Below are 15642 nucleotides of genomic sequence, written 5' to 3' on the forward strand. Positions count from 1 at the left end.
TATTTGTTTTGAAATTACATAGACAGATGGTTCAGCTAAAATAGCAACGGCACCTAGTAAAAATCCAAAGAGTATTACTACTATTTTATTCTCGAAGGAAGTAAGCGTACCTCCGATTGTTACACCAACATCCATAAATCCTCCGTTAGCGCCTGTTAGAAATAATACCGCACCTATGAATGTATGAACAAAACCTTTTATTATATTTAAAAAGGAATTTTTAGATAATTTGAAAGATATAACTTGAAAAACTAAGAATATTATTACTATTGGCAACAATGCCGATAACGTTTCAAGCATAATTGATGGAACCAATTTTAAAAAACTACCTGCAATAGAACTGGAAGTAATGTTATTACTTGTGTAATGGTTTATAGTATGTGACAAATCAGCGTTTCGTACGAAAATACTCATGATAAGCAAAGCAATTACCGCACCGCTTGTTGTAATACCAACTAAGCCAAAACTATCTTCTTCAGATTCTTTCCCAGCCCTTTTTGAAAACAATCCAATGGCAAGTGATGAAATAAAAGGTACAGTTAGAACACCTGTTGTAGCTCCAGGTGCATCAAAAGAAATAGAAATAAATTCAGGAGGAGCAATCAATGCGAGTATAAATATAATAGAGTAAATAATAGTTAAACACAGCCTTAGAGGGATATTAAACATAGGTCTAATAACCCCTAACGTAATTAAAACACCTACTCCAATTGAAACTGAAATGATAATAAGTGATTTTGAAATTGCACCTGCTGTAACATAATCTATCTGACCCGCTACAATATGTAAAACAGGTTCAACTACTGAGATACTGAATCCAAATAAGAAACATATTAATATGATTTTCCATATACTGTTGGTTTCTAGAATGGTCGAGCCCAGCATATCTCCCATCGGAATAATTGCTATATCTACTCCAATTAGAAATATAAATAAACCAAAAATAATCAAAACAGCCCCAATTAGAAATTTAATTAAGGGTGTTGTACCTAAAGGAACAATTGTAAAATTCAGAATCAATACAATAATAGTAATAGGGATTACAGAGAATACAGCATCCCTAAACTTTTTCAATAGTACATTCAATATAGTTCACATCCTTTAGTTATTTTTTAGTGTAGATTTTAGTAATGAGTATGGAATTTTAAAGAAAAATGAGGAGAAATTATCTTCTCCTCTTATTATAATACAATATTAATAGCTTTATTTCAACGTGTTTTGTTACAGAAAGATTTAATCTTTTGAAATAATGCTGTGCTTAATATATTTGTCATGATAGCAAGTAACCATTTCACTAAAGAATTCATAAAAGGATTCATACTTTTTTACGTTTACAGGATTGGGTTGATAACTATCTCCTTTTTTTATAAAAATTTTGCCTGCTTCTTTAAGATTTTTATAGAGACCGATTTCAGTAAAAGCGAGCATTGCTTCGCCTATTAAGGTAGCATTTTCTGTGAGAGATTTAGTAACAGGCATATTGAAGATGTCTGCTAATATTTGAGGCCAAACCTCGCTTTTGCTACCAGACCCTCCAACAGTTAGATATTTCAAATGAACGTTATTTTCTTCTAGAGCAATTTTTATAAGATTTAAACTGTAACCAATTCCTTCAAATATGGATCGTGCGAGATGTGAAGTGGTATGAGTAGTTTTTAAACCAAAGAAACTACCCGTTGCAAGGCTTCCTATCCTTGGGTCTCTTTCTCCAGTTAAAAAAGGAAAGCAGATTAAGCCATTTGATCCTGCTGAGGCTTTCAAAGCTTCCTTGTTTAGATCCTCATAATTCATGCCCTTTGCTATATTATTTATAAACCAATCGATAACAATACCTGCATTGTTTACTGCACCACCTGTTGCCCAAAGATTTGGAAGCAAAGCATAAGTTTGAAGTCTATAATCACCACTTTTATCAAGTAAAGGTTTACTGTAAGCGCATCTGAACATAGCAGTAGTTCCAAGGTTACAAACGGCGTTATCTTCAAAGCCTCCCATTCCTAAGATCATAGCTCCACCATCATAAACACCGAGCATCACAGGAATTTGTTTTTTCAGTCCTATTTTATCAGCAACTTCTTTTTTGATAAGATCTGCTATAGCATTTCCAGGTAATAATCTTGGGAGTTGTTCTTTTTTAATGCCCGCTTGCGCTATTAATTCATCATCCCAATCTTGTGTTTTGATATCTAATAGTTGAGTTGTAGAAGCTATGCTTGGTTCTGATATAAACTGTCCAGTTAAATTATATATAAAAAAACTTTTAATATCTAATATCTTGTATATGTTTCTAAAAACTTCCGGTTTTTCCTTTTTAAGCCATAAGATTCGTTGTAAAGTATAGTTAAATGCAGGTGGACATCCTGTTTTTTGATAGATTTTTTCTGTGGAGAATTTGTTTTCGAAATCTATCATTATCGATTGGGATCTAGTGTCTAATAACGTGATCATCCCAGTTAAGGGTTGATTGTTTTTATCTATAGGTAAGAAGCCAAATTGATATCCAGATAATACTAATAGAGCGATTTCGTTTTCAAAACTAGGTACAATTTTTTGAGATAGTTCAAGAAAATCATCCCACAGCTCTTTGGGATTGTGTTCAGCAGCTCCTTCTTCGTTTCTATACATATTTATTTTTTTTGTTTCTTGAGAGACAACATTTCCCTGTTCGTTTACAATTGCGAGTTTCATGTTTGTTGTACCAACATCAAGAACTAGAACATGTTTCATTGAAGAAACTCTCCTTTCTGGTTTTTTAGCGATTATTTTTACCTTGGAAGGTTTCTAGAATTTTTGATATGACTTCAGGATTAACTATTTGATCAGGAATTTCACCATTTACTAATTTTTCAATGTCTTCAACCATTTTTTCGTCCATCTTTCTTAAGGAATAAGTTCCATATCCTCCAATATGAGGCACGATATAGACATTTGGGAATTTTAACAGAGGATTGTCAGGTTCTATTGGCTCGGTTTCTAATACATCAAGTCCTGCAGCAAACACTTTCCCTGTTTCTAGTGCTTCGACAAAATCTGGAAGATTTATTAATTCTCCTCTTGCAGTGTTAACGATTACTACTCCGTCTTTCATTTTTTGAAAGGCTTTCTTGTTGATAAAGTGGTAGTTTCCTTCATTGAGAGAAGCATTAAGACTAATTACGTCAGATTTTTTAAATAATTCATCGAATTCAACAGGTTGTACCCCTGTTTTTTCTATAACCTTGTCTGCTATGTATGGGTCATAAGCAATTACTTCTGATTTAAAACCTTCTTTTACTATTTCCCCAACTCTACTTCCAATGTTTCCGTAGCCAATAATACCTACGGTAATTTTTGAAAGTTCTTTTCCTACGAAGTTTTTCCTTTCATGCCATTTATTTTGTAGTACAGCTTGATATGCAGGGATTATACCTCTTAAACATATTAGCATCAAACTAACTGCTATTTCAGCTACTGCGTCTCGTTCGTGTACACCATAAACCCTTGTAACCATTACTTCATTTTCTGTAGCAGCCTTTATGTCTACATTATTGTAACCTATACCGTGACGAGCAATTAATTTTACGTCTTTGTTATATCTAAAAAACTCTTCAGAAAAAGTGGGGGTTACACTTGATATGACAAACGTGAAACCTTTTAGTTTTTTGGCTAAATTTTTTCCATTAATATTTGGATCAACTTCAATCCTTTCAATATCGCCTATTTTTTTCAATCTTTGTATTAAATCCGGAAAGTATACCCCAAAGGTACTAGAATTTACAATGGCTATTTTGTAATTTTTACTCACAAAGATGCCTCCTCATTTTATAGATGAGCTTAGATTAAAAAGACCTTTTTAATCTCGGAGATTTTTAAATGTAAAATTTAGATATTATGTATATCCTGCCATTCAGTATGGAATATACCTTCTTTATCTTTTCTTTGGTATGTGTGAGCTCCAAAAAAATCTCTTTGAGCCTGTATTAAATTAGCAGGTAATTCTTTAGATCTTAATCCATCAAAATAATCGAGAGCTGAAGCAAAAGCAGGGATAGGAATTCCAATTTTTTTAATCTCAGAGACCACTTCTCTTAATTTTGGTATTCTATTTTCGAAATCTTTTCTGAATTCTTCAGAAATTATTAAATTCACTAGGTTTGGTTTTGATTTAAAAGATTTTTGAATGGGTTTTAATAGAGCAGACCTAATAATACAGCCGTCTTCCCAGATTCTTGCTACTTCTGAAAGATCAAGTCCATATCCGTATTCAGATGAGGCAACCTGGAGCAATTTCATACCTTCCGCATAAGCTATTATTGTTGCGATATACAAAGCATCTCTAACAGAATTTATAAAATCATTGTTTAGTGAATTGTTTACAGGGGTGTCAAATATATTCCCTATTTCTAATCTTTCATGCTTAATTGCTGAAAGTGTTCTAGCATTAACCGCTGCATTAATCGTAGGGATAGAGATATTCAAGTCAAGCGCATCTTGTACGCTCCATTTTCCAGTTCCTTTTTGTTGAGCACTGTCTAGTATAACGTCAACTAAAGGTTTTCCTGTTTCTTCATCTTTCCATTCTAATATTTTGTAGGTTATCTCCATTAAATAAGATTTGTGCTCATCGTTCCATTTTTTGAAAATTTCATGCATTTCATCAGCAGATAACCTAAATACTTTTCTCATTATATCGTAGGCTTCTGAGATTAATTCCATAATTGCGTATTCAATACCATTATGGACCATCTTTACATAATGACCACTTGATGATGGACCTAGATAAGCTACACAAGGTCCATCTTCAGTTTTTGCAGCTATGGCCTCAAAAATATCCTTCATTTCTTCATATGCGGATTTATCTCCACCTGGCATAATCGAAGGGCCATGAAGTGCCCCATATTCACCGCCACTTATTCCTGTACCTAAAAACCTTATTCCTTTGTCTTGTAGATATTTAAATCGTCTGTTCGTATCTTTATAATGAGAGTTTCCACCGTCAATAATTATGTCACCTTTTTCTAAGTTAGGAAGGAGCTGTTCTATAACATCGTCAACCGGTTTTCCAGCTTTAACCATTAGCATTATTTTTCGAGGCCTATTTAGAGATTTAGCTAGTTCTTCATAAGTATATGTACCTAATATATTTTTATTGCTAGCTCTTTCTTCGATGAATTTTTTTGTTTTATCGTGATCCCTGTTGTACACTGCCACTTTATATCCTTTGGATTCTATATTTAACGCCAAGTTTTGACCCATTACAGCCATTCCAACTACTCCGATATCACACTTTTCCAAGCTCATTAAATCAACTCCTTATTTTTGTTGTTGATGAATTATTATTAGGTGTAAAATATTGTTTAGACCCCGCTGTAGGCAGAAAATCCTCCATCAATCGGAACAACTATACCATTGACAAACGATGATTTTTCACTTATTAACCAAAGAATAGTTGAGATTAGATCTTGAGGTGTACCAAATCTTTCCATTGGAGTATGTTCTAAAATTTTATTGCCTCTTGTAGTTAAGCTTCCATCATCATTTGTTAGTAAAAACTTATTTTGATTTGTTAGTAAGAAACCAGGAGCTACCGCATTAACCCTTATCTTTTTAGAGTAATTGTGGTTCATATGAACAGCTAACCATTGTGTGAAATTACTTACAGCTGCTTTTGCAGCAGAGTATGCAGGTATATTTGTTAGAGGTCTAAAGGCATTCATAGAAGAAATGTTAATAATTTGTCCTTCACCTTTTTCAGCAAAATATTCCCCAAAAACCTGGCTAGCTAAAAAAGTACCAAGAAAATTTAAGTTGAATACCCATTGAACGGCGTCTTGAGGCAATTCAAAAAAACTTTTATCTTGACTTGTAGTTGCCGATGGATGATTTCCACCTGCACCATTTATCAATACATCTATTTTACCAAAATTCAATATCGTTTCTTCTTTTGCTTTTAATAATTGTTCTTTTTCTAGTACGTTGGTTTTTAAAACAATGTGTTTGATATTTTTTTCTGAGAGTTCTTTGCTTAGTTTTTCCATGGCAGATTCTGATAAATCTAAGACAACAATGTTTGCGCCTAAACTACCTAAAGTTCTTGCCATTTCAGAGCAAATTATCCCAGCTCCACCCGTAATTACGATAGTTTTATCTTTTACATCGAAAAAATCAGAAATGTTCATATCTTTCACTCTCCCTATATAAATTATATTACTCATTTTAGAAAATCTTCATTTTTAAAGTTCCTATAAATTATCTAAAAACATCTATAATATATTATACAATTAATTCATTCTAAAATGAAATTAATTAAAATATCATTAATCCGATTTATTTGTTAAAAATCGTTTATAATCATTATTAATGATGAATAATAAACAAAATATTGTATTAATTTTTTTATTAAACATGTTTTTATAGCAATTTTAGCAATAATTTGATACAATTATATAGGTAAACAATTTATAATTAAGGATTTTAAAGATGATAGACATTATGTGCGTATCAGATGAAGAAGTATTCTTACAGAATAAAGAAAATAGAAAAATTGATTTACTCATATCTGCCGGAGATCTTTCTCCGGGATACCTTGATTATCTTGTTAATGAGTTTAAACCGACGTTTAGTATAATGGTACACGGAAATCATGATAAAAAATTTTTTTCAAAGACTTATGAAGAGGAAAATTATTCGTTTTCTAAGGTATATAAAGGTATTTACGTTCTTAATCATGGTATTATTAATTTAAAGAAATTTATAAATAAAGATATTGTTGTTGCAGGATTTTCTGGTGCCTTATCATATGGATATAGGCCTTTTCATTTCTCAGAAAATGATGTTCAAAAATTTAAAAGAGAAATTTTTTTTAAGAGCTCTTTCAGAGGGAACGAGTATAAATTTATAGATATAATGGTAACTCATAATGCACCATATGTAAAAGGGACAATTCAAAGATATAGTCAATCACATCCTCCTTCAATTAATCTAGGAAAACTATTCTATTCTTTACGTCCAAAAATATGGATTTATGGTCATATTCATCCTAGATATGGGCAGCAGGAATTAGATTTTGTAATTGAAAATTCAAAACATAAATGTTATTTAATAAATGCAATTCCTTATAAATTTATAAAATACGACGAAGAAAACAAAGAAGTTGTTGAGATAGAAACATTTAAAAGAATCGAACCAAAGTTAGTTTTAATTAACCAATAAAAATTTGGGGGTAGAAAAATGTATAAGTCGTATAGAACTCAGGCTCGGACTGAATACGAAAAAGCCAATAGGATTGCAAAAAGAGATTTTTTACTGAGTATTTCTAGAGGAGAAGAGGGGTACTTACAGGCGCTTGAAGATATTATACAGAATGTTGAAATTGCTAAAGAACAAAACTTGGGAATTATAGACATTCCTATTGAAAGGATTAAAGGCACTTATTATCATTCAAGGGCAATGTCTTTTTCTAGTAATTTTTATCCTTTGATGAAAATCGATACAGAATTTGCGAGTAAGTGGATGAGTTTATACGAAATTCATTATAAAGAGGGAATAAGTGATCCTATTGTAGCCTACGAATATCTCAATTGGTTTTATGTTGTTGAGGGAAATAAAAGAGTTAGTATATTAAAATATTTAAATGCTTTTTCTATCCGTGGAGAGGTAAAAAGATTAATACCAAAATGGGACGAAAATGATCCTCAAATAAGAATTTATTATGAATTTTTAGATTTTTATGATAAAACAAAAATTAATATAATTTGGTTTAATAAAGAAGGAAAGTTCAATGAATTATATGAACTGATAAAAGATTATCAGAAGAGAAGTGATTTTGTAGAAAATAAATATGATGAATTAATTTCTTCTGTTTATTTGCCATTTAGAAAAGCGTATAGAGACCTCGCTAAAGATAGACTTAAACTTCCAGAAGAAGAGGCATTTATTGAGTATATAAAGAGGTTTGGATTAGATAATGTACCTGAAATAGAGAGAGAAATGAGAAGACAAGTTGAAATTCTAATTGAAGAATTATCAGAAGAAAAAGTTAAACCGGTTACACCTTTATTTAAGATTCCAGGACTTTTGGCTGGTACACCTTTAAAGGTTGCATTTATCTATAACACAGCAATTGAAGAATCTGCATGGACATATTCTCATGAATTAGGTAGGAGATATGTTCAGGAAAGGCTTAAAGGCGAAATAATAACTAAATGTTATGAAAAAGTTACTAATGCTAAAATATATGAACAAGTCATGGAAGAGTTAGAAAAAGAAAAGTTTGATCTTATCTTTACAACTAGTTTTGATTTTTTATATGAACAGCAGCTTAGCGCTTTTCATAATGTTAAGTTCATGTATTTTTCTGGTTATAAATCTCCCGAGGATATTAATACCTATTTTGGTAGGATGTATGAACCTAGATTTCTAGCAGGTATGGTAGCAGGAGCAATGACTAAAAGTAATAATCTAGGTTATGTTGCGTCATATGGAATTCCAGAGGTAATTATGGGTATAAACGCTTTTGCGTTAGGCGCAAGATCTGTTAACTCAAGGGCTAGAGTTCATGTGGGCTGGACAAATACATGGCATAATTCAGAATATGAAAGACGAACAGCTGAATATTTAATAAAAGATTTAGGAGTGGACGTTATAACGCATCATCAAGATTCTGCAGAGGTGTTAAAGGTAGGAGAAAAATATAGCGTATATACAATTGGCTACCATTATGACATGAGAGAACATGCCCCTACTACTTATTTAACATCAGTGGTTTGGAATTGGGGAGTTTATTATGAATCTATTATTAGAGATGTGCTGAGGGGTTCCAACTTTTCTTTGTTTAGATTGTTTTCAGGTTCAGAAAAGATAGAAAAGTTTTGGGGAGGCTTGAAGAGTGGGGTTGTTGATTTAGCTCCTATGAGTAAGCTTGTACTTCCTCAAATAAAAAATATTGTTGAATTAGTTAAGTATGACATAAAAACAGAAGAATTTCATCCTTTTAGGGGCCCAATATTTGATAGAGAAGGTAACCTAAGAGTTCCTGAAGGAGAAGATTTAAATGACGAAGAGCTTATAAAAATGGACTGGTTTGTAGATAATATTTATTATTCATGAAATAAAAGAGCGCTCAAGTTTATTTGAGCGCTCTGTCTGTTATTCTAAACTTTTTATTAAATCTATAGTGATTTCTTTAATACTGTTTACCTTAACATCGGCAAGTGAAAGATCTTGATTCATTGAGTTTGGATTAATAAAGCCTATACATTTCATTCCTGCAGCCTTTGCGGCTTTAACTCCGTTTTTCGAATCTTCAATAACGACACATTCCCTTGGTATAACATGAAGCAATCCTGCTGTATAAATGAAAAGATCAGGTTTTGGTTTTCCATAAGCCACATGATCTGCACTAGCATAGACATCAAAATATTTATCAAGATTTAAGGAGCTCAAGACTTCTTCGATTAAGACTTTTGGGGATGAAGAAGCTAATCCTATCTTAAAATTATTATTTTTTAATGTAGATAATAATTCTACTATTCCGTCAATAGGTTTCAAAGACGATTTTTTGAAATGTTTTATGGTTTCATTATTTTGTCTTTCTACGAGTTCGTTTACACTGTAAGGCAAACTAAAAGTATTTTTTAAATCTTGCCACATTTCCTCATTACTTACGCCAATATAATTGCTATATGGTACATCTTGAACAGGAATTCCTAAACTTGAAAATATTTCTTTGTTAGCTTCATAATGCAATGGTTCACTATCGATTATTACTCCATCCATGTCAAAAATAACAGCTTTAATCAATATTTTCACCAAACTTCCTTTCTAAGCTTTTTGATATTGAAGGTTATTTATAACGTCCATGTTTAAAAATTCATTTAATTCAGATTCGTTACCAACATAAGTTTCTAATTCTTCTATATCCATTTCCATCATTTTTTTAAACTCTTCTCCATATATAGTTTCTTCCTTAAAAATATAAGAAGATAAAAGGTCTAATCTTTTTCGGTTTTTATTTAATATATCTATTGCTTTATCGTACATATTATTGATGATTTTTTTTACTTCTAGATCAAGCTCTTTTTTAGTCTCTTCAGAATAATTTCTTTGTTTAGTTAATTCGCTTCCCAGGAAAACTTCATCTTCTTCTCCTTCCCAATATACGGGACCTATTTTTTGTGACATACCTAAACGATAAACCATCGTTTTAGCTAAATCAGTTGATTTTTGTAGGTCATCTTTAGCACCTGTAGTAGCAAAACCAAAAACGAGCTTTTCTGCAGCTCTTCCTCCTAGCATAACGGTTATTCTATCTAATATTTCAGATTTTTTTATTAAAAATTTATCTTTTTCAGGAAGAAGCAAGGTACTTCCTAATGATCCTACTCCTCTAGGAATTATGGTTATCTTGTAGATAGGGTCTGTATTAGGTAGATAATGAGCTATTAATGAATGTCCCATTTCATGATATGCAAGTATTTTTCTTTCTTTATCTGATATAATTTTATGCTTTTTAGCTGGGCCAGAGATTATTTTTTCTAAGGCCTCTTCAAAATCACTCATGTCGATAGCGGGCTTTCGTTTTCTAGTTGCTATCAGAGCAGCCTCATTCGTTAGATTTTCCAAGTCCGCACCAACAAATCCTGGTGTTCGTTTAGCTAAGATATCTAAATTTACATCATCACTTATAACTTTATTTCTTACATGAATCTTTAATATTTCTTTTCTTCCATTAGCGTCTGGGGGACCGACAAATATTTTTTTATCGAAACGACCTGGCCTTAGAAGTGCTTTATCTAAAACATCAGGTCTATTTGTAGCCGCCATTACTATAACGCCTGTAGAAGAGTCAAAACCGTCAAGTTCAACTAAAAGAGCATTTAAAGTTTGCTCTCTTTCATCATTCCCTCCGCCAAGGCCGGAACCTCTTTGTCTACCAACTGCGTCTAATTCATCTATGAAAATGATGGAGGGTGCATTTTCTTTTGCAGTTTTAAATAAATCTCTCACCCTTGCTGCGCCAACACCTACAAATAATTCAACAAAATCCGAGCCACTTGAATAAAAGAAAGGTACGTTAGCTTCGCCTGCTATAGCTCTTGCAGTAAGAGTTTTACCAGTTCCTGGAGGTCCTACCAATAAAACGCCTTTTGGCATTCTTGCACCAATTTCTTGGTATTCACTTGGGTTTTTTAAGAAATTAACTATATCTTCTACTTCTTCAATTACTTCGTCAATTCCAGCTACATCTTTAAACGTAATCTTTTTATCAGAAGGTTCAAATTTTTTTGAAAGACTTTTACTAAAAGTCATGCTACTTTTTGTGCCTGAGAGGGCATATTTGTACATCCAAAACAAGAATAATACTATAACTACAGTTGGAATCAAGCTCATTAATAACGTAAACCACCATTTGGAGCTCAAACTCTGTTTATAGTCAACCTTAATTCCTTTTTGTATTATCGTGTCTATATACTGTTTATCAGACATCATATTAGGAGAAAACGATTCATACAATGAACCATCTTTTGCAACAACTTTTATAGTTCCATTTTGGTTTATCAACATCGACTCGACTTCATCGTTATTTATCATATTTATAAGTTGAGAAAAAGGTATGTTAGTTTTGGTCTCTTTTGTTAAAAAAAAGATTGCAATAACAAAGATAGCGGCTAAAGCTATATAAATCCAAATAATACCAGTAGATTTTACCTTTTTTTTGTTTTCTTCTTTATCTTGCTTTGGCTGAGGATTGATATTTTTGTCGTCATTATTTTTATTTTTCGCCATTTAGTTACCTCCTAGAAGCCCTTAATCTTTTTAACCTGAACATTTTCAAGCCTTTATAGTTAATTACCTCGATATTTTCGTCATTTTCTAATCTTTCAATTATTGAATCGATAGCCTTACTATTACGACTTTCTAAAAATCCCTTAATCTCGAATTGATTCATTGGGTGTCTTGTGATTATACTAATTATTGCTTCGTAATCGTCTTCTATTGCACTGTAAAAATCATTTTTTGCTAAATAGTCAAGTGCAATCCCACCTAATATTTCTTCTGCTAATTCGATAGACTTTTTATCAGGTATTTGCGCCCATTTTTCCGCAGGTGGCCTAACAGGGACGTTGATATATATTCTATCATAAGATATTTTATCAAAAATTTCTTTAATTTTCCTTAAAGATTCCTCATCATCGTTAACGCCTTTGACCAACATCAACTCTAACCAAATCTTTCCTTCATATATTTTAGAAAATTGTATTATTCCATCTATATACTTTTCAAAAGATATAGTTTTATGAGGCCTGTTAATTTTTTTAAATGTTTCTTTATTATATGCATCTAATGATGGCATTACCACGTCTACTAGTGCTAATTCTTTCCAAACATTTTTATCTGATAATAAAACACCATTCGTAATTACCGATATTGGTTTATCAGTTATTTTTTTTATTTGAGAGATTAATTCACCTATTTTTGAATACAAAAGCGGTTCGCCTTCGCCTACTATTGAAACAAAATCAACATGATCCAGTCCATTTTTAGAATATTCTTTAAATTCTTGAATTATTTCTTCAACCGGAAAAAATTCTTTTCTTTCATTTATCATATTTATGGTTCTTCCTAGTTGGCAATAGACACAAGATAAGTTACATGTTCCAAATGGAATTGGGCTGATACCTAAGGAACTTCCTAATCTACGTGAAGGGATAGGACCATACACATGTTTAAAATTCATTTTAATATCTCCTTCTACTATATATGTAATATTATATATTAAACAAAAATTATTACAAAACAAAGTACAATAAAAGAAATTAAAAATAAGGTATCTTTTAACTTCCATTTAAATTGCTTGAATCTCGTTCTTCCTTCCCATCCGTTGTATCCCCTTGCTTCCATAGCTATACTAAGATCTTCTGCCCTTCTTAGAGCAGAAACTAATAACGGGACAATAATCGAGATTGCGCCCTTAACTTTTCCAGAAAATTTTCTATCGTCAAAATTAGCGCCTCTACTAAGTTGTGCTTTCATTATTCTGTCAGCTTCATTTGCTATAACAGGAATAAATCTAATAGCTATAGTCATAACCATTGCAACTTCATGTGCAAATTTTTGGGGAATGAAAAACCATCGAAGTACGTCTTCTAGAGCATGAGCAAGTGAAGTTGGTGAAGTTGTTAAGGTTAATACCGAGGACAACAAGACTGCGAATATTATTCTAAAAGATATAATAAAAGCATTAAATAGTCCTAAATCGCTAATTCTGATAAAACCAATCTGAAAAAGGGTATTTCCCCCTCTAGTGAACAATTGAATAACGAAAGCAAAGGCAACTATGAACAAAACTGATTTCAACGATTTAAGATAATATGCCAAACTTAATCCTGATAATATCATCAAGATTAATGTATATCCGAACATAAGAGAAACATCAAAAAAACTATTAATTGAAAATGCAAATCCTGCAAGTACAAAAAGTCCTAAAAGTTTGACTCTAGGGTCTAAAGAATGCATAAAAGAATCTTTTTCTACATATCTTCCTAATGCGATATTGTCCGAGAGCATCTACATACTCCTTTACTAAAAGTTTTGTTTATTTTATTTAGAGAGTCTACATGATATTTTGGCATGGTTAATTTCTTATATATTCTAACATAAATAAGAAACAGAAAAGATAAATTTTCAATAAATATAATGTACAAGATGGATTTTTCTATTAAGCTTTTATTAAGAGATGTTTTTTTTGTATTTTCATATAAAATTTCACTTTTATTAAAAAATTCAGTTATTTTAAAATATGGTATAATTTATATACGAGATATGTCGTTCCTTGATTTATTAATACTAATTCATCCCAACATTCGAATTATACTGATTAACTATTATTTTCATCTTTAAAATAGTTCCTTTGAAAGGAGCGCTCTCTATGAATCTTGAGATTTTTTTCAAAGAAAAGAAAAATTTAGCTATATTAAGCATTTTTTTTCTAGTTGTTTTAACAATCTTTATCATAATATATTTTGAAACGAAAAACGAATACAAATATGAACAAGAAGAATATTTGATACAAATAGGTTTTTTTGAAGATTATTTGACAAAGTTCACTGAATTAGATGAGAAGATTATTAGTGAGATGGTTGGTGGTCTCCTGTTTCTTTACAAAGAAATTCCTGAAATAATAGATAAGGTATCTGCTATAGAATTGCTTGCAATCGGTATTGTTGAGACGAATTTTAAAAATATTAAGGGAGATAACGGTAATAGCCTTGGATATTTTCAAATTCAAGCACCTACTTATTGGTATTTGAAGTATGAATATTTAGACATTTATGAGAATATTGATTTCCTTCTGCCTTGGTATTGGGATAATGTAGAAGGGAGAGCCGATGTTCAGATAATTACTGCAGCCCTTTATCTGTATGACCTAAAAATACGATATGGTGAAGAAATGGCGTACAGTATGTATAATGGTGGATCTGAAACATATGAAGATAAGATTACATATACTATGAGCTGGTTAAATGTCAAGTATGATCAGTATACATCATCAAGAAATACTTTTCAGGGTGAAATTATACCTGAAAAGGCCTTTTAAATAATAAAAAAGAGTACTGACTATTCTTCTTGGTTATTCAAGATATGATCCAGTTGAATAATAATTTAACTGAATTCTATATTAACTTCAAAAAACTATCTTAGAAATGAATATTTTCTAAATAATAAGGATTTAAATTTAAAAGGGTAATAGGGCGTAGCCCCCTTTCTCTGGACAAGTACAAAAAGAAATGATTGTTTTTGAATTTCTAAAGTGAGTAAAAAAAGATGGTATAGGAGGATCATATTGATGAAAATAACTGAACCACTAATTTCAAAACCAATTTTTTCAGAAAAGGTTTGGGGTAGCGAAACACTCAATGAAATTTTTAAGGTCAAAACTAATGAAAAAATTGGTGAAGTTTGGTTATACTCGGGATTAAATAACTATGAAACAGAATTGGTTGGAAAAGATAGTGGACAATTTTATGGAAAGCCTAGTGAATTGTTTCCTCATTATCCTCTTCTCTTGAAATTAATTGCTACTTCTTCTTGGTTATCAATACAGCTTCATCCAGATGATGAAATCGCAAAGCAAATAGAAAATCAACAATGGGGTAAATCTGAGGCTTGGTTTTTCTTAAAAGACAAAGGGAGAATAAAGGTGTCCAACGATAACCCAAATTTGTTAAAAGCCTTAGAAGACAATAGTTGGGACGATTTTTTGGAAGAGTTTGAAATGAACAAAAACGATATCATTTATATCCCTGCAGGAACGGTTCATACGCTGGGGCCTAACAGTTTATTATTGGAGATTCAACAAAGTTCTGATTTAACTTATCGGTTATACGATTGGGGAAGACCTAGAGAAATCCATGTTGAAAAGTCTAAAATGGTGTTAAAAAGAGTAAAATCAAGTTATGCTATAGCGAGGAATTCACAAGGTTTACAAACCAAATATTTCAGTTTTATGAAATTTGCCAATCAAATAAAAAAAGGTTGGGGATTGTTTGTAGATCTAAATACTTTTGAAACTATCGTATTATCAGAGGATACAGAATATTTGTTTAAAGGGGAATTTGTGGAGTTTAGAATGAATAATCGAGGATGGGATATTTAGTGTTT

General features: G+C 31.5%; 13 protein-coding genes (1 of these 13 cut by a window edge). 4 read left to right on the top strand and 9 right to left on the bottom strand.

What is annotated here, in order from left to right; translation table 11 throughout:
- The 5 genes from DTL3_RS05760 to DTL3_RS05780 all read right to left on the bottom strand — a co-directional run.
- Positions 1-1086 carry the 5' portion of a DUF1538 domain-containing protein gene (locus DTL3_RS05760; protein WP_045087908.1) on the bottom strand. The gene continues 414 nt to the left of window position 1, outside the view, so the window shows 1086 of its 1500 coding nt (coding positions 1-1086); the start codon lies at positions 1084-1086; its stop codon lies off the left edge, out of view.
- A gap of 147 nt (positions 1087-1233) precedes the next feature.
- Positions 1234-2727: a gluconokinase gene (locus tag DTL3_RS05765; RefSeq protein WP_045087909.1), complete on the bottom strand. Its 1494-nt coding sequence runs from the start codon at positions 2725-2727 to the stop codon at positions 1234-1236.
- Positions 2728-2752: 25 nt separating this feature from the next.
- Positions 2753-3784 (bottom strand): D-isomer specific 2-hydroxyacid dehydrogenase family protein, encoded by a 1032-nt coding sequence (locus tag DTL3_RS05770; protein ID WP_045087910.1) that lies wholly within the window; start codon positions 3782-3784, stop codon positions 2753-2755.
- A 77-nt stretch (positions 3785-3861) separates the two neighbouring features.
- Positions 3862-5280, bottom strand: coding sequence for an NADP-dependent phosphogluconate dehydrogenase (gndA, locus tag DTL3_RS05775; RefSeq protein WP_045087911.1), 1419 nt, complete (start codon positions 5278-5280; stop codon positions 3862-3864).
- Between the two features lie 56 nt (positions 5281-5336).
- On the bottom strand, positions 5337-6158 hold the full coding sequence (locus tag DTL3_RS05780; RefSeq protein WP_045087912.1) for an SDR family oxidoreductase: 822 nt from the start codon (positions 6156-6158) through the stop codon (positions 5337-5339).
- A gap of 301 nt (positions 6159-6459) precedes the next feature.
- Here DTL3_RS05780 and DTL3_RS05785 point away from each other — a divergent pair, with 301 nt between their 5' ends.
- A complete protein-coding gene (locus tag DTL3_RS05785; RefSeq protein ID WP_045087913.1) occupies positions 6460-7191 on the top strand; it encodes a metallophosphoesterase family protein in 732 nt (243 codons plus the stop codon).
- 18 nt (positions 7192-7209) lie between these two features.
- The gene (locus DTL3_RS05790) at positions 7210-9087 is read left to right on the top strand and encodes a BMP family ABC transporter substrate-binding protein (RefSeq protein WP_045087914.1); all 1878 of its coding nucleotides are present in this window, start codon (positions 7210-7212) and stop codon (positions 9085-9087) included.
- 39 nt (positions 9088-9126) lie between these two features.
- Here the strand turns inward: DTL3_RS05790 and DTL3_RS05795 are convergent, their stop codons facing one another.
- From DTL3_RS05795 to DTL3_RS05810, 4 genes are read right to left on the bottom strand one after another with little or no spacing between them, the layout of a single operon-like run.
- Positions 9127-9789, bottom strand: a complete 663-nt coding sequence (locus tag DTL3_RS05795; protein WP_231853941.1) for an HAD family hydrolase — start codon at positions 9787-9789, stop codon at positions 9127-9129.
- A gap of 12 nt (positions 9790-9801) precedes the next feature.
- A complete protein-coding gene (ftsH, locus tag DTL3_RS05800; protein ID WP_084217200.1) occupies positions 9802-11766 on the bottom strand; it encodes an ATP-dependent zinc metalloprotease FtsH in 1965 nt (654 codons plus the stop codon).
- A 4-nt stretch (positions 11767-11770) separates the two neighbouring features.
- Entirely contained in the window at positions 11771-12718 is a 948-nt protein-coding gene (locus tag DTL3_RS05805; RefSeq protein ID WP_045088646.1) for a radical SAM protein, read from the bottom strand.
- A gap of 38 nt (positions 12719-12756) precedes the next feature.
- On the bottom strand, positions 12757-13548 hold the full coding sequence (locus DTL3_RS05810; RefSeq protein WP_045087915.1) for an energy-coupling factor transporter transmembrane component T family protein: 792 nt from the start codon (positions 13546-13548) through the stop codon (positions 12757-12759).
- 361 nt (positions 13549-13909) lie between these two features.
- Here DTL3_RS05810 and DTL3_RS05815 point away from each other — a divergent pair, with 361 nt between their 5' ends.
- Together DTL3_RS05815 and DTL3_RS05820 are read left to right on the top strand one after the other, a co-directional pair.
- On the top strand, positions 13910-14578 hold the full coding sequence (locus tag DTL3_RS05815) for a hypothetical protein (RefSeq protein ID WP_045087916.1): 669 nt from the start codon (positions 13910-13912) through the stop codon (positions 14576-14578).
- 249 nt (positions 14579-14827) lie between these two features.
- Positions 14828-15637 (top strand): class I mannose-6-phosphate isomerase, encoded by an 810-nt coding sequence (locus DTL3_RS05820; protein WP_045087917.1) that lies wholly within the window; start codon positions 14828-14830, stop codon positions 15635-15637.
- Positions 15638-15642: the final 5 nt, after the last annotated feature.

The organism is Defluviitoga tunisiensis, from assembly GCF_000953715.1.
In the GTDB taxonomy this organism is placed as follows: domain Bacteria; phylum Thermotogota; class Thermotogae; order Petrotogales; family Petrotogaceae; genus Defluviitoga; species Defluviitoga tunisiensis.